Below are 21467 nucleotides of genomic sequence, written 5' to 3' on the forward strand. Positions count from 1 at the left end.
TATTAGTACTTCTTCCCTGGCTGACAGTATCTTTTCGGTGCGACTCACATTTATGACAGCCGCTATTGAGCATCAGGCCGGTATTGCCTACAATAGCGCACGTTTTATTAACTACAGCATACGACAATGAACGACACTACTGCTAAACCCGCTTTACCAGATCGCCTTAGCGTTAATCCACGTAGCCCACACCATGTGGCTGCAATTTTCGAACACGAGATTGGCATTTTGTTTAATGGCAAAGAGCGTGCTGATGTTGAAGAATATTGCATCAGTGAAGGTTGGGTAAAAGTCGCCTCGCACAAAGCATTAGATCGTCGTGGCCAACCGCTTACGATGACGGTAAAAGGTAAGGTTGAAGCGTTCTATAAGTAGAACTGAGTAAACTGATTCTTAGCGTCAAGAAACAAAGGCTAGCCTCATGGGCTGGCCTTTGTTGTATGTGTGCGGGCCCTAGCGAATAGGATAAGCATTGATAAGTTTGGGCTGAGTAAGCTTTATTCTATTGTCGTGAGGGCGCGGCCCATTTCGTTGTTGTTATTGTTCTTTTCGCATTGTAAATCCGCCTGATTTTCAAGTCGGGCTATGGGGTAGGCAACTAACCAATGATGTATGTCTTGGATAACTTGGTAATCACATTTTTCAGCGGCGATGAATCCTCTTAAAACTTGATTATTAGACTCAGTATTGATTAAAAATGTTTGCGTTTTTTTGTTGTTATTATCGTATTGACCGGTTAATGCAGCTTCAGTGATATCTAAAGTCTTTTTGAGTAAAGATGTAAGAATTTCAGGCAATATATTTTTGTCACCTTCAAGTATCTGTTGATACTGTGATTCTGTTAGTTTTGGGCTGTAAACTTGAATCATATTCCGGTATTTAAACTTCTGTCTTTTTTGTTGCTGATCCTTTGGCTGAGTCATCCATACTATTGCTTTAAGCGATAACTCGCTCATGTCTGTGAGGCTAAAGAAAATAGGCTTAATAACGACAGTGTCTGTAGCCTGTTGATTAAACGCTACAAAATGTGCGCGGTGTTCACCAACAAGATCATTTAAGCTGATATCTCGCGATAAATTTATCAAAGGTTGTATGAATTGATCTGCCTCAATTTGTTGTGAAGCGAGTTTGGCATCCCTTTGCGAGTTAATAATGACACTGTGGGTTGTTAATTGAACTAACGCACCGGCAATACCAGCATCACCGTAATACATGATTGGAGTGGATGCGGTTGTGTCATTTTGTGAGTACAGCCCCCTTAAGTCGACGCTTAGATTGTCATCAACAAAGCTAAATTTATAGTTCTCTTTAGTAAGGTAGTTGTTGCCTAGTAAATTGACATGCTTGGTATAATCATCTTGGTAGGGTGTGCTGCCACATCCCACCATGATTAGAGATATAATAGGTATTAAAATTCTCATTATTTACTCTACAGAACTCAATGCTTATATTGACTGTTCTAGTTGTTTTTTTACATTTTCTACAGCTTGATAATAAGCGGTAGTCACACTAGGAAAGTCCTTTGGTTCATCCCACTCGCCAGCAGGTTGGATCATTTCATTGATTTCTTTGTAGTGAATATAAGCATTAGTATTTAAATCAATTGCATACAAAATACCTGCAACATGTCCTTGTGGATCACCATTTGGAAAGTAGTTACTAAAGCTGCGATATGCACCATGGCGATATATTTCAAAAACGACCAAAACATCGATGCCCAATGTTTGTTTTAATGGTCTAAAATCCTTTTCGGCAAACCCTAATTCGCCTTTAAACTTTTTTAGTCTGTTGATTGACGTAGGTAATGTTACGTATTCAATATTTTTTGAATATTGAGAGTATTTCGCTTTTACCAGATCATTCATCTTTGATAATTCGCTGTCATCAATCGCTTTTTGTAAGTGATCATCTAATTTAGCTGTGAGTGCTGAGGCTACACCATAGCAAAGTAAGCAGCCTGCGCCATAGATGTGGGTAGTTGCTTTACTGGTTGGAGGACGATAAACCATACCCAACTTTAAATCTGGGTTAGCCAGTAAATTGGTGTTTAAAGCGACGGGTGGTTGTGGGGTGTTAGCACAAGCAGCTAATAGCAAGGCAGTAACTGCAATAAAAAAGTGTTTAAGCTTCGATGTTACTTTTATCATGGTGTTAATCCTGGAGTGTAAACTTTGAACGCTACATAAAAATAAAGTTTATTTTTAATCATTTATGTATGTTTTTATCGGCTTCCTAGCAGCGACAGCAGATAATATTATATGAAAAAAATGTTTACTAGATGTTGCGTAAAATAAATAAATAAGTGAACAGAATTATGATTGCGGTGAGAGTAATCTTGTTTTTATTGCATTGATAGAGTGCCCATTTTCTTTGGCTACATCTTTATCTGTGAGTTTCTCTGTTTAATCCTTAGAGTGTCCATTTCCAAAGTAAAGCAAGACCAAGTGGGACTGCAACTCTGAACCCACTTATTATTTTGGTTTTGTTGACGCCATTGGTGTTTGCCGATTTAAGCCGTAAACAATCTCTGCCAATGCTCGCAGTGCTTAAACATTGCATGAAGGCCAACATGACTTTCATTCATGTTGAATAGCTGTAGAATCCGCGCTTTATTTTCCCGTCTTAATAGCTGTTGTTTGTGTATTTATGATGATTGATCTGGCTTTGCTTCCTTTATATTTAACCACGGTGGTCGCGTTATTATTAATTCCTGGACCTGACATGCTGTTGATCGCCAGTTCCAGCTTGAGTTATGGCCGCAAAGTGGGTGTATATGCCTGTTTTGGTAATGCCACCTCTGGACTGGTGTTAACCTTGCTTGCTGCTATGGGTGTTTCTGCACTTGTGGCAATGAATCCAATGGCGTTAGAGCTATTACGGGTATTAGGCGGGGCGTATTTATTGAAAATGGGTTGGGATTGTATGCGCAGTGGTACAAGCGACGCGCCCGAGATTACCCAACAAGGTAATGTTGCAAAATTACTCTATCGTCGTGCGGTACTGAGCAATTTACTGAATCCTAAAGCGTTGATCTTTTTTGTGTTATTTTTGCCTCAGTTTGTGTCTACTCAGTTGAGTGCTAGTTCAGGTGAACAAATGCTGGCGCTAGGTTTGTTGCTGAATGTGATGGGATTGACGTTCAATTTACTGTTGGTAGCATTAGTGGGTAGTTTGGGTAAATCTTTGCTCAAAAACGAAAAATTCCGCACATATCAACATAAATTTATGGGTGTAATATTTTTTGCATTAGCCATTTGGTTACTCGCATCTCAAGTTAAAAGCATTGCTTAACCATTACGGTTGAGAGAGGCGGTTAACTAAAAACCACGGTCATTAGCCGTGGTTTTTTTGATCTTACTGCTGACGCATTCACATCGATGATGTATTTGGCGAGTGACGAGTTATCGTTATGCTTCAGTTTTAGCGAGTTTAATCGCTGTTATCTCTTTTTCAACCGCAGCAACCACAGCATGAGGGCTGCTCAGGTATTGTGAGTGATCGATAAAAATAGCGTTATCATTAACGGTCATGACTAAAACGGGAAAGCCGGTCGTACCAATGACTTGTTGAATCTCTTCTATGCCTTCCAGTACGTATTCTGCGTCCATACTGAGCTCATCTTTAAACACTTTATTTGATGGTGACAGCTTAAATTTTTCTACAATGTCATTAAAGTCGTGCTTGTTGCTAAGCGGGTTGCCTTCAATGAAATGGGCTCTTTGTAGCGCATTGAGCACATCTAATTGCTTGTCAGCTTGTTTGCCCTGCAACCAGGCCATAAAGTTTGCGGTTTTGATTGAGCTTTTAGGACTGTTTACGTAACGAATATGATCGCGGCCAAATTTCAGTCCACTCATTTTTGCAGCCGCTTCCATTTGCTCTTCGCCAGCACTGTCTTTGCCAATGTAATGTGCGCTATGCAGTAAATGTACATTCATTTCGGGATAGGCTTGCTGCAATGCATTCACCAACGGTGTGGTGGCATAGCTCCAAGGGCAATGTGAGTCGTAGATAAAATAAAGCTCAGTGGTCATTAAGTGAATTCTTGTTTGCGAGTCAGATGTGCTGATCCTAAATAGTTTATGAGTATTATACAATCATTGAATCTGCACCAATTGAGCTGAAGTTGCCTGAGGCGTTGAATAAACGATAGCTTTCAATACTGTATAAAAAACGGCTACCGTATAAAAGCAATTGCCTATAGGATTAACACTAGCGACTAATATGCATGGCGTCGGCCAAGTCCAATAGACGATTGAGCTTTTGATTACATAACACTCAACCATGCTGATGTAGATTAAACGCATGTGGATTAATGACAAGGAATTAGTTCAAGTGACTTTATGGACACTAGATTATTATGATTAAACCAATTTGTTTTTTTGCTGCACTACTACTTTCATTATCAAGTTATGCAGAAACGCCAAGTACGGTTAACACACTAGGTGATACGTTCACTTGGCCAGGCGGGAGCAAGTTAGCCGTTAGTCTGTCTTATGATGATGCGCTTAATAGTCAGTTAGATAATGTGATACCCGCGCTGGATAAACATAATTTCAAGGCGTCTTTTTATGTGGTAGTAAACTCTCCGGTTATGAATGTCCGGTTAGATGAATGGCGTGCAGCAGCTAACCGTGGCCATGAGCTTGGCAATCACAGTGTTTATCATCCTTGTCGAGCCTCTTTGCCGAACAAAGATTGGGTAGAGGCGCATCATGATCTTGATCATTACAGCGTGGCGCAGATGATTGAAGAGCTAAAAGTAGCCAATACTTTTTTAAAGGCCATTGATGGTCAATCGGAACGGACTTATACGGTGCCTTGTGGTGATATGGTAATTGGCGCTGATGTGTTGAGTCACCAACAATACCTGAGTCAGCTCAATGAGTTATTTACTGCGGTGAAAGGGCAAGGGAAAGATTCTCGATTTTCACTGATATTATATCCAGAAGGCCAAAGTGGCAAAGAGCTTATCGATTATATTCGCCATATTCCCGCAGATACTTTACTGGTAAACGTAATATTTCATGGGGTTGGAGGAGATTATTTATCGGTGTCATCTGAGGCACACGCTGAATTATTAACGTTTTTAGCCAATAACCGGGATGCTTATTATGTTGATTCATACATCAACTTGATGAAATATGCTGACAGTAAGCTGTAAGTGTTCAATCATTTGATGGTAGGCAAGGGAGTGTAGATGGCAGGTTGATAAACCTCGTAGTTTTCTTATAACTCAGCGGTTATTTCAAATGGCTCAAAACTCTATCAAGTCGTTCAGAATACTTATCAAACAGTGGTGCAGAATAATTGAGGCCGAATACTGGCCTCAATAACTAGTTATTAGTTATTAGTTATTAGTTCTTAGTAAATGTACTGAGTTGATGCATCAATCCACCAACGTTTGTGGATTTGGTGCGCGCATTCTATCCCACCACTCTTTGTCAGCTACAATTTGGCCTTGATCATCAATGGCTGGGTAGGGGATCTGTTTGCGGCGACACGCTTTGGCATAAACCGGATGACCTTGTTCAAATAACATAGTCTGGCAGTAGCTGTGATCCAGTCTACGTGTGCCGTACATCTTGGCTACTTCGCGCTGGCGCTGAGCTTCATACATCACTAGTGCTGCGGCAACCGACACGTTAAGCGATTGCACCATGCCACGCATGGGAATAATGATATGTTGGTCTGCTGCGGCAATGGCTTCTGCGCTGACGCCGTCACGTTCATTACCCATTACAATGGCAGTGGGTTGAGTATAATCAATCTCACGAAAATCAACCGCAGAGTCCGAAAACGTAGTGGTTAATATCTGCATTTTCTGTTTTTTAAAGGCCTGGTGAGCTTCTTCAAAAGTGTAATGTTTAACGGTATCAACCCATTGCTGGCTGCCAGAAGCGGTATTACCCGATACCCGCATATCATCATCGGGCCACACAGCATGAATTTGATGTATGCCCACACAGTCAGCAGAGCGAAGAACCGCAGCAATATTATTGGTCATATGCACTTTATCAAGGCAAACCGTTAAGTCGACTTGGCGGTTATCAAGCATTTGATTTATTCGGGCAAAACGTTCTGGACTCATGAGGTATTTCTACTTAATTTTATTCAACAGATTTTAACATTAGCTTTCAACAGAAAGGGCGCTAAATGCGCTGGTAAGCGGTTAATATTGATAGCAGGTGATTATTTCGAGTGGCATTATAGCGTTAAAATGCGAACGCTAAAACGTCATCAATCGTGACAAGAGATTGGTTACTATATAATTCTGATTTTTATTACTATGTTGCTTTTAAAGATATGCTTGTAAGTTACAGATAACGTTGAAGTTAGTAGTTTTTGCCGATAAAAGTGTTTTAGCCAGAACTCATTTCAACAAAGTAGGTTTGCCACAAAATATTATGATTGAAGATATTACCATCCCACTTCCATCGCTTATTCATCGAATTGGTGGGGAGAAAACCAAGCAAGCCAAAGTCATTGCGCTGCAATTTAACTGCGAGCTGAAGCGTGTACGTCGGTCTCGGAATTGGTGCGTTATCGGTGAGGCGGTTAATATTCAGTCGTTTACTGAACAGTTAAAAGCACAAAATGATGATAATTTTCGTTATCTTATTCAAAAGATTGAGACCGCGCTTCTTGGCCATGCAGATAAGTTAGAGCCATTAGATGCAAAACTTGTCCGCTTAATTAAACAAACTCCAGGTATCACCTTGGGGGAACTTATGCAGCTTACCCAATGTACGTTAACTGAGGCGCGAGTGGCTCGTTTTAAAGTCGATTTTTGATTATTTCAACGTGTGATTCGTACTTTTTTATGCTGCAGGATCGCAATGCTCCGTGGCGATAAAAATACAGCGCTTGTTGTTTTGAGCCCCAAGCTCAGTATGTAAATTTTGCATCGCAGTGAATAAACAGAGTTAAAGATAAGCAACCTAATTCATCAATTGTTTTATTGACGTAAATCGCAGACACAAGAGCGATGTTCATATAACTTGTTTTGGGTAGAAGGTTAATCGTTTTAATGCGGATCTTAGAATAATAGGTATAAAATAAAGGTGTAACACAATTTGCATTACACCCTTCTGAATTTTATTATTAAGTAGTTAATTTAAGCACTCTACTTAATCACTAGAATCACTAGAAACGATATTCAACACCGATACTAGCCTGCTTAAAGTCTGTTTCTGTGTCGGAACCGTTAGAGACATTATCTAAGTTAATTTCTGCATCATACCAAGTGTACTCCGCATTAATTAAAAAACGATCTGTTACTTTAAACGCGACACCAGCACCGGCAAATACACCTTCATCATCTTTATTGCCAGAAAACCCGACCACGTCATAATCTGTTGAGTACCATAACTGACCACCTTTGGCATACAGCTCTATTCGCTCAGCAATTGGCAATGTCACTTTTAGACCAGCGGTATAACCATCTGTTTCAGCACTAGATAAGTTGTTGCCGTAACTACCAAAATCAATATAGCTGCCTTCTAGAGCTAAGTATTTGTTGAAGCGATAACCTACTAGGCCCTGGAGTACATCATTGTCGTCGTCAAAGTCATCTTCGCCATCGACTTTTAGGTAACCATAATTAGCGCCGACATAAACGCCATTTTCTGCTGCGTCTTTCTTGAAGTCATCAGCGTGAGAATAAGTACTAAAAGAGGCTAACGAAATAAGTCCGGCTAAAGTAAGAATCGTATTTTTCATAAGGTACTCCTAGTTAATTACGTAAATACATCTAACTAAATACAAAACGGATGCCAACTTTATAAAAGTAACAGAGAGTTAATTATCGATATTTAAATTTAACATTTAATATCAACAACTTATGTTTAGTGTTTTTGGTGATGGAAGGTGTAGGTGATGATATCTCAAGCGAAATGGCTTATTTTTTCACCCGCTCAATGAGCCAGTAATAATGTAAAACGGTATTTTTTTCTGATTAAATTGTAATTTTTTCATCTTTAAAACATAATGTTATCAATATGTTGTGGTTTTATTTGTTGTTGCCTATTTTCTAGAAAAGATAAAATCTTAGTCATAAACTTGCTATGTTGATTTAGCTTTTTAAAGTGTAGGCTTGTCCGATAGCGTTAAAGTACAACCATTAAAGAAAGATAATGACTATACAGTCATAAGCCCAATAACCGGATTATCAACACGTTAGGATCGAAAACCTAGATTGTAAATTGGGTTGGATGACTTGCCTAATTGGATTATGAAGCTAATTTCATATCTGTTTTTGGTTAACGGCTATGGTAGGCGCTATGGCAGGCTTAGTGGCTAATCTAGTGGTTAATCTAGTGGATTAAGGTTGCAAGTGGCAATGCTGTTAATCAAGTGGTTTTAGGTGTTGTTTATATTTATTCAATAAAAATATTTACAAGCTTAGATATTCGTGTATTATATGTCTTGCTCTGACATTCAGAGTTATTAATGAACATCAAGTAAAAGAAAAGCCTTAGAATCTCTTCGTTATCGTTGTTATCCTCTGTGTTTCCCTTAGCTTCATCGTGACATTCAATAATTCAAGCTTGAGCGCATCGCATTTTCGCGACAGATTGATTAATTTTAATATATAAGGGACACATCATGTCTAACAAAACAACTGGTTTAGTAAAATGGTTTAACGAAGATAAAGGTTTTGGTTTTATCACTCCTGATAACGGCGGCGCTGACGTGTTCGTTCATTTCCGTTCAATCACTTCAGAGGGTTTCAAGACTCTTGCTGAAGGCCAGAAAGTTTCTTTTGATGTTGAGCAAGGCCAAAAAGGCCCACAAGCTGCTAACGTAGTAGCTGTGTAACTCGACGTTATAAGAATAACGCAAACGGTTTAACGACTGTTTGCGTTTTTTTATGTCTGCGATTTAACAACTTGTATTCGTAACGGGTATAAACGGTTTATTTTTGTAGTGTCATCATTTCAAATTATTATTTTAACTATGTCTCCTCTGCTTGTTAATCACCATCCTCAACATGAGCGGAATCTAACTGTTATCTAATTTTCTTATTTCTCCATAATCCTATTTCTACTTTGATCTGAATCAAGGCTATTGATCGCAAATAGTTTCATTATATTAGCTGTACATCATGTTGATGATAGCGAGGCCATAATGCCGGATAACAAACTCATATTGATCTTAAAAATCTGTATCTCGATAGGGTTCAGCCTAATTTTGTTAGGCATTTATTGTCATAATTTCAGTGATACGATTGAGATGATGGGAGTTAATGGAATTATTATTAGTGCGATGTGCGTGGCCTTTGGCATGGCATTGTCGCTACCGACAAAAATGTACCTGACTTTTATGCTGGTTAAGCGTGAAGCAGATAAAGCGTCATAATCTCATCGTGGTCGGTTCGTTACAAGATGAGCGTTAATGTTTACACTAACGATATTTCATTTCACATAGAATGTTATTCCCTCCTAGAACACTACAGCAAGTCGCTTTTTAATGACTAAAACAGTCTAATTCTCTTCATTTTCTATTAGAAAATCGGTTGTCATAATACATAAATTAACGGGCATAAAAATAAATTTTCCGCGGTTGCAATAACAATTTAATACTTAATGATGACGTTTTTTAGTGATTGATTATTAAAGATTATATGTAAATTCAGAGCCGAACGATGGTCTGTTTACTGTGGCTATAATGCTGTTGGTTCATTTTGTGTTGAGTGATAGCTTATTTGAGATGAAAAATACTTATTACATTGATTTTAGTGCTATTAAGTATGTTTAAATAAATTGTTTAATCGCTAAAAAATGATTTAATTTGAGGGTATATGTGTGACTTTTATTGTCTTTTAGCCTTTTTCGTGGTGACATTAGTAGTTGGATCAGTTATTACTATTTATACAAACAGGAAAATAACATTTAAGGAAAAATAATGCCTTCATGGTTTGATAATGTTCAGCTTGGTTTTGATATGGCGACAAGTCTGACAATTGTTGGTGCTGCAGTGACTTGGGTTATTCGTGAAAAGAAGCAGGCTGAAGCAGAAAAAGTGCGTGGAATTAATCAACAAGTTCGGTCTACAAGTCTAAAAAAAGTACAAGATGTACTTTTTGAGATGGAAGATAAATTTTCAGTGTTGATCAATGAGACACAGACCTATGAAAATATGATCGATAATCGTGTTCGCAAAGTAAATGATCAACTCGATTTTTCTCGGTTGAATTTAGCGATAAAACGAGATGATCAATTTCTGATTAAAGCGATTGATCGTCTCCAAGCGATTCGCGAAGAATTAGGCCAGTTTTATGAATTGATTCAGGTTAGACGTTATAGCTTGATACCTTTACTTGATGCTATTGAAGAAGGTGATAAGTATATTGGTGTATTCCAACAAAATATCGACGAAGTCGGTGATGCTTATAACCAAGTGACATCAGGAAATGTATCTCTGTTAAAAGAGCTGGAAGCAGTTATTTCAATGCTCAACAAACAGTTTAGTGATGAGCTTGTTGACGTATCTGATGAAGTCAAAAAAGAGCTTTTTCAAAAGATATCGACAGATGAAACGTTTATGAAACCAATACAATCTATCATTTACGATGAAGATTATTTCTATTGGGTACAACGTTTTGTTCCTGCAGGAAGAGAAGAAGATTATTTAGAAAAGGTTGTCAGACCAAGTAAAATTGAAGATAAAGAGCTTTGCTCTGAAGTAATGGTTCATTTTATTTTAGCCTTAATTGGTAAAAATCATGAGCTAATTTCTCAAGTCTTGAGAACCGCTTCGGGATCGGTGATGAAAGCCAGAATTGAGTGTAAAGATATTTTGATTTCACTTAGTGCAATTTCGCATAAATTGGTGATGGATAATCACGGCGATACACTTGAAAAAGTAATCGCAAAGTATGAGTCTGAAGAATATTTTGGCCGAAACGTAACTATTCGCTAGTCGATCTATTTAACATTGAACTTGCTGTTTATATTTTACAGATGATTAGGGTCTGTTGATCTTCGTTGGTTGAATTTTGTTCGAGTTAAAAACGTTTTAATCGAGGCGAATGAATTGCTGCCTAGTCATCTAAGCAAAATGCATTCAACAAAGAGTAAAACGTTTTTAGCCGAACCTTTCGGGCAGCGTTTGTAGGTCATTTTTACTGCGTTATCGACTTTTTATGTAGAATAACTACACCACAAAGTCTCTGCCTTGTAGCTCATGTTTAAGTAATGGCCAACAATTCTCTGCAAAAACAACCTTGAAAGATCAACAGGATCCAGTGTTCCTAGGTCTTACCGGACTTAGTGGCAGATGAATGAGGTGTGAAAGCCCTTCATCATTTATACATTGGGTTTTGCCTTTACCAAGACTGGCTTTAACCTTTGTCGTTAATACATTCATAATACGATCTGTGACGATTGGCTCTACAGTGATATCTGTTTATTTTTATTGAAATGAGCGTGTTCATCAATTTATCTATTTTTACAAACACTATTGATTAGCTAGCTCTGTTCTGCTGCTAGCTAATCAATAGTGTTTATCCTGCAAAATCACCTTAAAGCTATCATTTTGGCAATTAACCCAAGACTATTGGGTCAAAAACACCGATAATTCACCCTAATTTAGACAAGCTGGCCGTTTGGTTGCGCAAGACTGTGGATATATTCAATGGAAATCAAAGTAAATTTTCTCGATAATTTGAGACTCGAAGCTAAGTTTGACGACTTTACCGTCACCGCCGATCAGCCGATCCGTTACAAAGGTGATGGTTCTGCTCCTAGTCCTTTTGATTATTTCTTAGCATCTTCAGCACTTTGTGCCGCTTACTTCATTAAGGTGTATTGTAAAGCTCGTGATATTTCGACTGAAAATATCAAATTGTCGCAAAACAATATTGTTGACCCGGAAGATCGTTATAACCAAATTTTCCAAATTCAAGTTGAGTTACCGGATGATATTTCGGATAAAGATCGTCAAGGTATTTTACGTTCAATCGATCGTTGTACCGTTAAAAAAGTGGTTCAGACTGGGCCAGAGTTTAAAATCGAAACCGTTGAAAACTTAGACGCCGACGCCAATGCGATGTTGATGGGCCAAACTGAAGCAGATGCGAGTACTTTTATCTTAGGTAAAGACTTACCGCTTGAGCAAACTATTAAAAATATGACGGGGTTGTTAGCCGACCTTGGGATGAAGATTGAGATTTCGTCATGGCGTAACATTGTGCCTAATGTGTGGTCTTTACATATTCGTGATGCAGCATCACCTATGTGTTTCACCAACGGAAAAGGTGCCACTAAAGAGAGCGCGTTATGTTCTGCTTTAGGCGAGTTTATAGAGCGTCTTAATAATAACTTTTTCTATAACGATCAATTCTTTGGTACTGAAATCGCCAATAGCGAATTTGTGCATTACCCAAATGAGAAATGGTTTGCACTAGAAGAAGATGATGCTTTGCCTACTGGTATTTTAGATGAATATTGTTTAGATATTTATAATCCAGATGAAGAGTTATGTGGTTCGCATTTAATTGATACTAACTCAGGCAATAAAGATCGTGGCATTTGTGCTATTCCATACACGCGTCAGTCAGATGGGGAAACGGTCTATTTCCCATCTAACCTTATTGAAAACTTATTTTTAAGCAATGGCATGAGTGCGGGTAATAACCTGCAAGAAGCCCATGTGCAGTGTTTATCTGAAATTTTTGAACGTGCAGTTAAACGTCAAATTATCGAACAAGAAATTGTACTACCCGATGTGCCAATGGCAGTACTAGAGAAATTCCCAAGTATTTTAGCGGGCATTAAAGGACTTGAAGAGCAAGGCTTCCCTATTGTTGTGAAAGACGCTTCTTTAGGCGGTCAATTTCCTGTTATGTGCGTGACCTTAATGAACCCACGTACTGGTGGTGTATTTGCCTCGTTTGGTGCACACCCTAGCTTTGAAGTGGCATTAGAGCGCAGCTTAACCGAGTTATTACAAGGCCGCAGCTTTGAAGGCTTAAACGATGTGCCAAAGCCAACGTTTAACAGCATGGCAGTGACTGAGCCAGAAAACTTTGTTGAGCACTTTATTGATTCAACAGGGGTTATCTCTTGGCGTTTCTTTAGCAGTAAGTTTGATTACGAATTCTGTGAATGGGACTTTACTGGTACTAGTGAAGAAGAAGCCAGCGGTTTATTCGGTATTTTAGAGGCCATGGGCAAAGAAGTGTATATTGCCGAGTTTACAGATTTAGGCGCATCTGCGTGTCGTATTTTAGTGCCGGAATATTCAGAAGTGTATCCAGTAGATGACTTGATTTGGGACAACACCAATAAGTCTTTAAACTACCGTGAAGATATCTTAAATCTGCATTCATTAAGCACTAAAGCGTTAGGTAAGTTAGTTAATCGCTTAGAAGAAAGCCAGCTAGATAACCATACCGATATTCGTACCTTAATTGGCATTGTGTTCGATGAAAATACGGTTTGGGGCCAGTTAACCATTATCGAACTGAAGATTTTGATTTATCTTGCATTAGGCTCGCACGAAGATGCGATTGAATTGGTAGGTGAGTTCTTACAGTTTAACGACAATACCGTCCAACGAGGTCTGTTTTATCAAGCTGTGAATGCAGTATTGGAAGTGACCTTAGATGAAGACTTAGAACTTGAGCACTTTATCGGTAACTTTAACCGCATGTTCGGTAAAGAAGTGATGGACAATGTCGTCGGTTCGGTTAATGGCACAGTACGCTTTTATGGCCTGAGCAAAACCAGCATGAATCTCGAAGGCATTGAACCGCATTTACGTTTGATCGAAAGCTACAAAAAACTACATCAAGCGCGTAAAGCAAACCTTAGTATCTAGTTTATTGGTTCTGTTTTGCATAGCAAAAAGCCCGCCATTTATGTGGCGGGCTTTTTTTTGCGCTATATTGTGAAGGAGTGGCGTGCTTACTGTTTGTCTAAATAGCTTTCTACAGCAGTGGATCTATCTTCTGCATGCTCTATTAGCTCATCGATAGCACGGTAAAAATCGCTGCTACTTTCTAAAAAGCTATACCCAGATACTTCAGTGGTCGCATAAGGGGCAACAAGTGCAGAGTAAGCATTGTAGCTTGCTTGCATTTTATTGGTTTCGAATGCATCGCTGATAACCTCAAGTAAAAACTGGTTGTAGCGGTCACGGTATACATCATCTGCGTACAGTTTTGATATGAGTGGCCAGCTGTTCGAGTTGAGGTCTGAGAAGTCTAACGACAATGCGCCACCTTGTTTCCCGTCTTGCAATGCTTCGTTGTTGTCCCAAGGTATCCAGGTCAGTTTTGAATTGTCTGGATTGTTATATAAATAGTAGTTGTGTGGCATTAAGCCGTAAGTGTCCCAGTTTTGAATGATGCCATTAACGGCTAAGTATTTTAAAAATACATCAACATCAAATACCGTTTCTAGATTGGCTCGCCATGTTTCAGGATCTGTGGTGCGAGTGTCGTCGTGTAGGGCGGTAAACAGGGCTTGTATGTCAGACCAATCTTCGTCGTCTTCGTTAGTTTTTTTCTCAAAGTCTTCTTGATTAAATGACCCATCAACAAACATTGCGCCATCATCTTCGGGTTTGTACAAGTTACCTTTGTCGCTAGAAAATTGCGTGTCGATTACAGTGTCATCAATTTCTTCTACAAGAGTATATAAACCAAAATATTCTGGGCCGTCTCCATGGTCAACGTATAAGGTGTAAAACCCTGTGTGAGATACAGCAAGCCCAGCGTCTTTAAACACATCCGCTGCGACTTTTTCACGTAACATTGACTCATCATCAAAGTTATTTTTTAAACTAAACTTTTTAAAGCCATAAAAACGTTGGTTTTTAATTTGCGGGTAATCGTCTTCATACTCGTCGAAATCAAGTTTAAGTGCCAGTTTAAGAATGCCTTGTTGCCAGCTAGTTTGCAGTGATGAATTACCTTTAAAGCGGATGCCGACGCGATACCATTGCGTGCCGTTATAAAATACTTCAGCTGGAACAAAAATAGGATCTTCATCGGTATCACTTAAGCTATTTGATGAGCTTCTACCAAATTCACCATAGAGTGTCGTCATGTCATCTAACATGCTTTGCCAGCGCGCTTGTGTGACAACGATATCAAGCCGTTTAACTTCGGTATCACTAAACACTTCATCAAAGTTAGGGTCGACATTTTTGCTGTGGGTTTCGTCTGTCCAATCGCTCGCTTCAAAATCTGCGTCAGTGACCTCTGTTTCAGTATCAGTGCTTGTGTCAGTATCAGCGCTAATGACCGTTTCGGCTATTTCGCTGTTGCTATCACTGTCGCTCCCACAACCTGTGAGTATAAAAGCACAACTGAGTGTCATGATAAGTAATAGTGTCATTGGCTGGTTAATTAACCGCTTTTTGAGGTGTAAGTTATTAAGGGAAAACATCGGGCTCTCCTAGTACTTGGGTAAGATTATTTATATGAAGTCGTTACACGTATGTTAGAGAGTAAAAGTGCAGAAACTGCACAGTGAGTGTGGAACAAAATAGCAAGTCGATAAAAGTGCGATCTTGTTCACTGTGATATATTTGCGTGCTAATAGCCGTCGCCACCGTATTCGATAAGATAAATAAGTTTACAGTGAAGAGGTTTATCTTTAGGTTAGTGAACAATGATAATGTTAACGTCTTGTAAAAAAACATATTCTTAATAATTAATATTCAAGGACGATAAATGAAACCTTCACTTTTTTTGCTCAGCTGTGCAATGTTAAGCCCTGCTATAAACGCCAATGAATTACCGCCAATTTTAGATTTTCACCCACTTTGTAGTCCACACACTATCGATACAGCCAATGATAAAATCGTCTACGATATTGACTCAGAGTTGCTGGAATCGTCTAGTGATGGCGTGTTGTCCCATCGTGATGCTTATATACAACAAGCCTTTGTGGAAATACAGCGCAAAGCTGCAGCAGCAGGAGCGGATGCGATTATTATTGATAGATTAAGTGTTGGCGGAATTGAGCGAAGTATTGACTTGCAAGATGACAGTAGCCGAGTTAAATCGATCACCAAGCAAATCCATGTGATTACCACTGCGCAATACGTTACCTTTTGTGACGATACACAACTGAGCAAAGATCCCACACCTTATAACAGTGAAGGTAAATCGGTTTCGTATACCCAAACCACAGTAAAGTTGACGATGCCAAACGAGGGGAATGTATTAAAGCAAGCGCAAAAACACCAAGCACCTGATGCGCTTATTACAACCGACAGCGCCTATGGCATACACATTGGTGACTCGGTTGATGTTTTACAACAAGCATTAGGTCCTCACAGTATTCAGTTGCAACTCGACAATGGTGCAACCGTTTATGGTTATGGGCGCAGTCTATGGTTTGTTGTTAAAGACAATCGTATCGAGATGATTACCCAGGATTTAGGATTGTTAAATGGCCATGGTCAAAACCAAATTGCCTTAAGTGGAAACTATGATGGTGATAATTGGGTGATTGCTAACCAAGTGCGTCAAGGTGATGGGCTTGCTAGCGTGAAAGCGCATTTAGCGCTTAAAAAGCAAGGTGATGTTTACAGTGTGGGAGATAAAAATAGCCGATTGATATTAACTTTTGAAGACTATAATGAAAGTCTAGATAATGCTGCTGTTTCTCGACTTAACAGCTTTGCAATTATGCCATTAACAGTCACTGATGATTATCACGTTAAGTTCGGTAACTTTGATAATATCGACATCGCAACATTGTTGACATTAGCATTTAAGCAAGCTTATACCTTGCAACCACAACAGCTCATCAACCAAATCCAATTGACAGACAACGGTCCAAAAGTGCTGGTGAATAGCAATGTATTATTGGGTTTTGATCGCCAAGGAGTCGTTAATTCAATTAAAATTACCGAGTCGATGTTTGGCACGCAAACGATGAGTGAATTTAATGCTGTGCTTGCTAATTATCAGTTGCCTACTATCAAATCTCAATTGTTGGAGCGATACCCAAACGCAGAAGATAATTTTGATAACATTATGCTGACAAAAGGGACGGTGATGTTGTCGATTAATTTTGATTCATACGATGACGATGCGCAGCTGATTGATTTTACGTTACGTTTTTAATCATCTTAGCGACTAGACCTGAGTGAGTGGTACAGTTACCAGCGCTATAGGCACAGATGGCATACAATATACCTTATTGAGGTTCAATGGGGTAAAGTAGCACCCAAGTTTTGATCTAAAGTTGTGGGGAATACAAATGAATATTGAAAATGATGTGATTGATAATTTAGCCGAATTAGAACGCTTTTTACTGTCGGTGGAAAAGGGCGGTTTAGGTTTGGAAGGTGTTGCGGGTGTGGGTATGGCAACTAGTAATGCCGACGGACGTCATTTTGTTGCGGTATTTGGTGATAACCACAAGCTATTACTTGGCCGTTGGATTACCGCAGAAATCTTCGAAAGTGGTCAAGATATGGTTAAAAATGGGCTTAAATCTAAGCATTGATGAACTAAATTGCTTGGCCTCAAAAAAGGCAGAATGAATATTCTGCCTTTTTTATTACACATTAAATTATTTGTTAATTAATCATATACATAGCTTTTTGGGTCGACAGCATTAACTGGGTACCATTACTGCTAGAGTATCGCGCTTTAAGCCCTTGCTCTGATGGTTTTCCAATTAAGCCAGGGCTTCGCCAGACGACATTACTGTTAGCGTCATGTTTTTCAATGTGGTAACTGACATCAGACTCACCGGTATAACCTTGACCTTTTTGGACAGTGACAAAATACCCTTGGTTATTACGGGTAGATTCATCGATAGCAATACCATAGATTGAACGATCGAATGCTTTTTTGCTTTTCTCAACAAGCACTAAGTTGTCTATTTCGTATGTATAGATATTACTGATGTTTTCATAATGATCACCTTCAATACAAATTAGTTCTTGTTGAAGGTCGGTGTCTTTGTTGAGTAACGTTAAATATTGGCAACGTTGATTGATAAAAGACTGCTCTGACAGAGAGTAAGTATTTAGCGTTAATACACTGACCGTATCTTTTCGGGCCACAATCACGGTGTTTTCATATATAACAAAGTCTGTGATATTGCTTTCAAAACTGTATTGCGCAATCAGACTTTGATCTTCAATATTGACTATTTTGAGTACTTTTCCATCGGCATAAATGGCATCTTCAAATCCATCTTGATTGATATCAAATGCCTTTATCACGCCAATATCAGATTGGCTGCTGATTGTAGATTGCCAATGGAAGCTATAATCAAATAATTGCATAACGCTCATGCGCCCATCGTAATATTCTGTTGTTGGCAGCAGTAAATCACCAAAACCGTCATGATTGTAATCAGTGGTGACAGCATGAAAGCTATTATCCCAATTTGACGATATTTGCTCACTCAATTGGTAAGAGCCATCTGCTGCCATTGTCAGGATTCGGCTTCCTTCATAACCGCTTGCTGTTTGCGGAACAAAGAATACGGCTTTTTCATCATTATCGGTAATAGTTGACCAACCAGCACTGCTAAAAGTATCTAATTGAATGGTGGGGGTTGATGGTTTGATGTTTATCGTATTAATGCCGAGATCTGCGACATGAAAACTGTCTGCCCCGGTGCTCATTGTGCCAGAGCCCCAATGAAGTTCGTCTTTGCCATCATTGTCTGAATCACCCACAGTTAACGAACTCACCCCAGTATATGGAATATATACAGACCATAACTCAGAGAGTGTATTAATATTTAAGTTATAAGCATGCAATTGTCCTGACTGACATTCACCAACCACTAACTCGTCGGCCTTATCATTATCCAAATTAATGGTACTGATGGAACAAGTATTAAAGACTTCTGTCGTCGCTAATTGCGATTTATTGACTGCAGAATAGACAGTGATAGCTCCCCAATTATTCGCGCCGGCAATTTCATTAACACCATCGTCGTTATAGTCACCGGCAGTTACGGCTCGGTCTCCAAATGGCGTGCTGTTAGCCCATTTATTTTGCCAACTCTGGGTATCGTAAACTAAGCCAGTATTTGTGATCAGTTCAAGGCCTGGTTGCAGATCTACATTGGAAAAGATGACTTGTTGAGCACTAATATTGGTTGTAAACAGCGTTTCTGAAGGTGCTGACATACTGATAACACTGAGCATGGGTTCTTCATCGTAAGAAGTCAGCGCTCGAGAATGCAAATAAGCAATTTCTGGGACCCCGTCATTATCGATATCATCAATTGCAGCGCTGAAGATCGTATCATCTGTAGCTAATAATTCGTATGACAAGGCATTGAGATCGTTAATAACACTGATCCCGTGTGTTGTTATTACCACAATATCATCACGATTATCTTTGTTAGTATCAAAAACCAGAACTTGTTGAATTGTGCCTTGTGATGCCACTTTAAATGGATAAAGCCAGGTTTGCACATAACTACCATTTTGTTCGGTTAGAATGAACAGCCTGTTGTTATTATCTGTTGATATGACTTCATTAATACCATTGCCATCAAAATCACCCACCCACATAGATTTTTCGTAATAAGGAACCTCAATACCTGAACGAGCCAGTGGCATTGGCTTATCGGCATTCACATCAAGTGAAACCGTTGCTGATTCTAGAATGTTGCCATTTGAATCGGTCAGTGCAAAAACAAAATCGACACTTTGCTGTGGAAAAATATAGTCACTTCCTACATGCCACGTGACCAGACCTTGGCTGTCAATGGTTGCACCATTAGGGCCTGAAATTAAGGATCCAATTTTTGATGGATCAATATTGTCTGGGTCGGTGAGCAATGCGCTAAATTGCACGGTTTGTCCCGATTGAATGTTGCTTGGGAGGTTAACCGCATTAAATTGTGACGGTGAGTCATTAATGGTAAAGAAAAAGTAATCACTTTCAACAGTGTTAATCCCATCGGAGACGACCATTACCACTTTTACTTCATCGCCGAAAACAGCAATATGAGCTGGTAGGATATTACTTGTTTGCCCTGCGACAGGTTGGCCATTAATGTACCAACGGTAACTGACAGTGAGTTGGTCATTGCTGTTATCTGGGTCGTAATAATACCCAGGCGACACAGTCAGTGGTGTGGTTGTATATAACTGATAATTATTTCCATAGGGCGCTGAAGCTTCTGGAGGTAATGACATCTTAGCCACATCAACAAGCTGTTTATTTGATAAATTACTGTCGATTAAGTCATAAATAGATGCAAAGTAAGTACCTACATCATCAATGCCATTGTTGTCTGTATCTTGAGTATATTTTACTGGACCATTCAAAAACTCCAGCGTAGACGAATTGGTGCCCTTAAATATGATCTTTCCTTGTTCTAAATTTCCATCTAAAGCATTGGTAGATATATTGAATTGACCAATCTTACTGTGAAAGTATGAACCTGAAATAACCCAACTAAACAGGTTATCCTTATACGATTGAGTTTGAGTTATCTGAACAAGTGCTTGAGTTTGGCCTGAGTAAGTATAAAGAAGATTGGTTTTGATACTATTGCTGTATTGGGAAGTATTAGGCGTTTCTTGGCTATTAATTCCATAGGTGCCAGTGAGTGATGTTGTGAGATTACCTTCTTTCCAAGATAAATTATCAAAGTTAAAGCTAAAATTGTATTGGCTTTCTGTGGCAGTTTTTATTGAAAAAGCCATATTGCCGGTTACATTATTGCTATAACCATCACTACAATTATTGTAACTAATGGCAAGGTTACCCGTAAATTGAGTACTTAACTGACCTTTAAATTTGACACTGCCGGAGGTAGAGCATTGAGCAGTAAAATCCACTTTACCAGATTCGTTAACATTATAATCAAGCTCTTCTAAATGTAAGTTGGGCAGTAATATACCTTCTCCATTTATGACTTTTTTAAAGGCATGTTGGGTATTTGATAGCGTCAATGTGGCCAATGATTTTGACCCCGTATAGCGTGCGATGATTAACTGCGCTGCAGCGTTTTCAAGTTCAATCGCATTATAATTATCGGCATTTTTAATGATATTAGATTGTGAGTTCGTGTTTGTTGAACCATCAGGTGTTTCTGAAGGAGAGTCTGATGAGTCTCCGCCACCGCCACAAGCAGAAAGGGAAAATAAAATCGCTAAGGCAAACGAAAGTTGGTTTTTGGTTAACATTTTTCATCCTTGTGACAATGCTATATAAGTGTGATTTTTATGTAAATTTATTGTTTATTTTTTGCGTATACTAGGATTTAGATATGATTTTTGCAATGTAAATTTATGCTTAAGTCAGTTATTTTATTAAGGCCAAAGACGCTGAATGATGGCCGCATACGTCTCCCTGATTAAGTGTTCATTTTGGGGTGTTTCGAATTGGCGATAAGGGTTTAATATTATTGATTTTAATGAATTTATTTATCTTTAATGAGCGAACATATTTCAGGACGGGACAAAGGAGACAAAAAAGGCAGAATGAAGATTCTGCCTTTTTTTAATGGTTATCT

Annotated in this window: 17 protein-coding genes; 10 read left to right on the top strand and 7 right to left on the bottom strand. The window is 38.9% G+C overall.

Annotated features, from left to right (window positions below; all coding sequences use genetic code 11):
• Positions 1-126: 126 nt before the first annotated feature.
• Entirely contained in the window at positions 127-375 is a 249-nt protein-coding gene (locus tag AAEY98_RS00730) for a DUF3297 family protein (RefSeq protein WP_011638562.1), read from the top strand.
• Between the two features lie 122 nt (positions 376-497).
• Here the strand turns inward: AAEY98_RS00730 and AAEY98_RS00735 are convergent, their stop codons facing one another.
• Both AAEY98_RS00735 and AAEY98_RS00740 read right to left on the bottom strand, forming a co-directional pair.
• Positions 498-1421 (bottom strand): hypothetical protein, encoded by a 924-nt coding sequence (locus AAEY98_RS00735; RefSeq protein WP_351014518.1) that lies wholly within the window; start codon positions 1419-1421, stop codon positions 498-500.
• 24 nt (positions 1422-1445) lie between these two features.
• On the bottom strand, positions 1446-2147 hold the full coding sequence (locus AAEY98_RS00740) for a hypothetical protein (protein ID WP_351014520.1): 702 nt from the start codon (positions 2145-2147) through the stop codon (positions 1446-1448).
• A gap of 499 nt (positions 2148-2646) precedes the next feature.
• On the opposite strand from AAEY98_RS00740, the gene AAEY98_RS00745 reads away from it, so the two are divergent.
• Positions 2647-3291, top strand: a complete 645-nt coding sequence (locus AAEY98_RS00745) for a LysE family translocator (protein WP_351014522.1) — start codon at positions 2647-2649, stop codon at positions 3289-3291.
• A 116-nt stretch (positions 3292-3407) separates the two neighbouring features.
• Here AAEY98_RS00745 and AAEY98_RS00750 read toward each other — a convergent pair whose 3' ends face one another.
• Entirely contained in the window at positions 3408-4034 is a 627-nt protein-coding gene (locus AAEY98_RS00750) for a protein-disulfide isomerase (RefSeq protein ID WP_351014524.1), read from the bottom strand.
• A gap of 326 nt (positions 4035-4360) precedes the next feature.
• Here AAEY98_RS00750 and AAEY98_RS00755 point away from each other — a divergent pair, with 326 nt between their 5' ends.
• Positions 4361-5164, top strand: coding sequence for a polysaccharide deacetylase family protein (locus AAEY98_RS00755; RefSeq protein WP_350998144.1), 804 nt, complete (start codon positions 4361-4363; stop codon positions 5162-5164).
• A gap of 225 nt (positions 5165-5389) precedes the next feature.
• Here AAEY98_RS00755 and trmH read toward each other — a convergent pair whose 3' ends face one another.
• Positions 5390-6091 (bottom strand): tRNA (guanosine(18)-2'-O)-methyltransferase TrmH, encoded by a 702-nt coding sequence (gene trmH, locus AAEY98_RS00760; RefSeq protein ID WP_101086009.1) that lies wholly within the window; start codon positions 6089-6091, stop codon positions 5390-5392.
• 316 nt (positions 6092-6407) lie between these two features.
• Between trmH and AAEY98_RS00765 the strand changes: the two genes are divergently transcribed.
• On the top strand, positions 6408-6794 hold the full coding sequence (locus tag AAEY98_RS00765) for a ribosome recycling factor family protein (RefSeq protein WP_351014775.1): 387 nt from the start codon (positions 6408-6410) through the stop codon (positions 6792-6794).
• Between the two features lie 352 nt (positions 6795-7146).
• Here AAEY98_RS00765 and AAEY98_RS00770 read toward each other — a convergent pair whose 3' ends face one another.
• A complete protein-coding gene (locus AAEY98_RS00770) occupies positions 7147-7722 on the bottom strand; it encodes a porin family protein (protein ID WP_162022374.1) in 576 nt (191 codons plus the stop codon).
• Between the two features lie 885 nt (positions 7723-8607).
• On the opposite strand from AAEY98_RS00770, the gene cspE reads away from it, so the two are divergent.
• The 4 genes from cspE to AAEY98_RS00790 all read left to right on the top strand — a co-directional run bounded on the left by cspE (position 8608) and on the right by AAEY98_RS00790 (position 13824).
• Positions 8608-8820 (top strand): transcription antiterminator/RNA stability regulator CspE, encoded by a 213-nt coding sequence (gene cspE, locus AAEY98_RS00775; RefSeq protein WP_011636218.1) that lies wholly within the window; start codon positions 8608-8610, stop codon positions 8818-8820.
• A gap of 309 nt (positions 8821-9129) precedes the next feature.
• Positions 9130-9360, top strand: coding sequence for a hypothetical protein (locus AAEY98_RS00780; RefSeq protein WP_101086008.1), 231 nt, complete (start codon positions 9130-9132; stop codon positions 9358-9360).
• 546 nt (positions 9361-9906) lie between these two features.
• On the top strand, positions 9907-10923 hold the full coding sequence (locus tag AAEY98_RS00785) for a hypothetical protein (RefSeq protein WP_351014526.1): 1017 nt from the start codon (positions 9907-9909) through the stop codon (positions 10921-10923).
• A 714-nt stretch (positions 10924-11637) separates the two neighbouring features.
• On the top strand, positions 11638-13824 hold the full coding sequence (locus AAEY98_RS00790; protein ID WP_351014528.1) for an OsmC domain/YcaO domain-containing protein: 2187 nt from the start codon (positions 11638-11640) through the stop codon (positions 13822-13824).
• An 86-nt stretch (positions 13825-13910) separates the two neighbouring features.
• Here AAEY98_RS00790 and AAEY98_RS00795 read toward each other — a convergent pair whose 3' ends face one another.
• The gene (locus AAEY98_RS00795; RefSeq protein WP_351014530.1) at positions 13911-15398 is read right to left on the bottom strand and encodes a CotH kinase family protein; all 1488 of its coding nucleotides are present in this window, start codon (positions 15396-15398) and stop codon (positions 13911-13913) included.
• Between the two features lie 287 nt (positions 15399-15685).
• On the opposite strand from AAEY98_RS00795, the gene AAEY98_RS00800 reads away from it, so the two are divergent.
• Both AAEY98_RS00800 and AAEY98_RS00805 read left to right on the top strand, forming a co-directional pair.
• Positions 15686-17089 carry a hypothetical protein gene (locus tag AAEY98_RS00800; RefSeq protein ID WP_351014532.1) on the top strand — a complete coding sequence of 468 codons (1404 nt, stop codon included), beginning with the start codon at positions 15686-15688 and terminating at the stop codon, positions 17087-17089.
• Between the two features lie 136 nt (positions 17090-17225).
• The gene (locus AAEY98_RS00805) at positions 17226-17474 is read left to right on the top strand and encodes a hypothetical protein (protein ID WP_182744881.1); all 249 of its coding nucleotides are present in this window, start codon (positions 17226-17228) and stop codon (positions 17472-17474) included.
• Positions 17475-17547: 73 nt separating this feature from the next.
• On the opposite strand, the gene AAEY98_RS00810 is transcribed toward AAEY98_RS00805, so the two are convergent.
• Positions 17548-21138 (bottom strand): FG-GAP repeat domain-containing protein, encoded by a 3591-nt coding sequence (locus AAEY98_RS00810; protein WP_351014534.1) that lies wholly within the window; start codon positions 21136-21138, stop codon positions 17548-17550.
• Between the last annotated feature and the right edge of the window lie 329 nt (positions 21139-21467).

The organism is Shewanella sp. AC91-MNA-CIBAN-0169 (genome assembly GCF_040310165.1).
Taxonomy (GTDB): Bacteria; Pseudomonadota; Gammaproteobacteria; order Enterobacterales; family Shewanellaceae; genus Shewanella.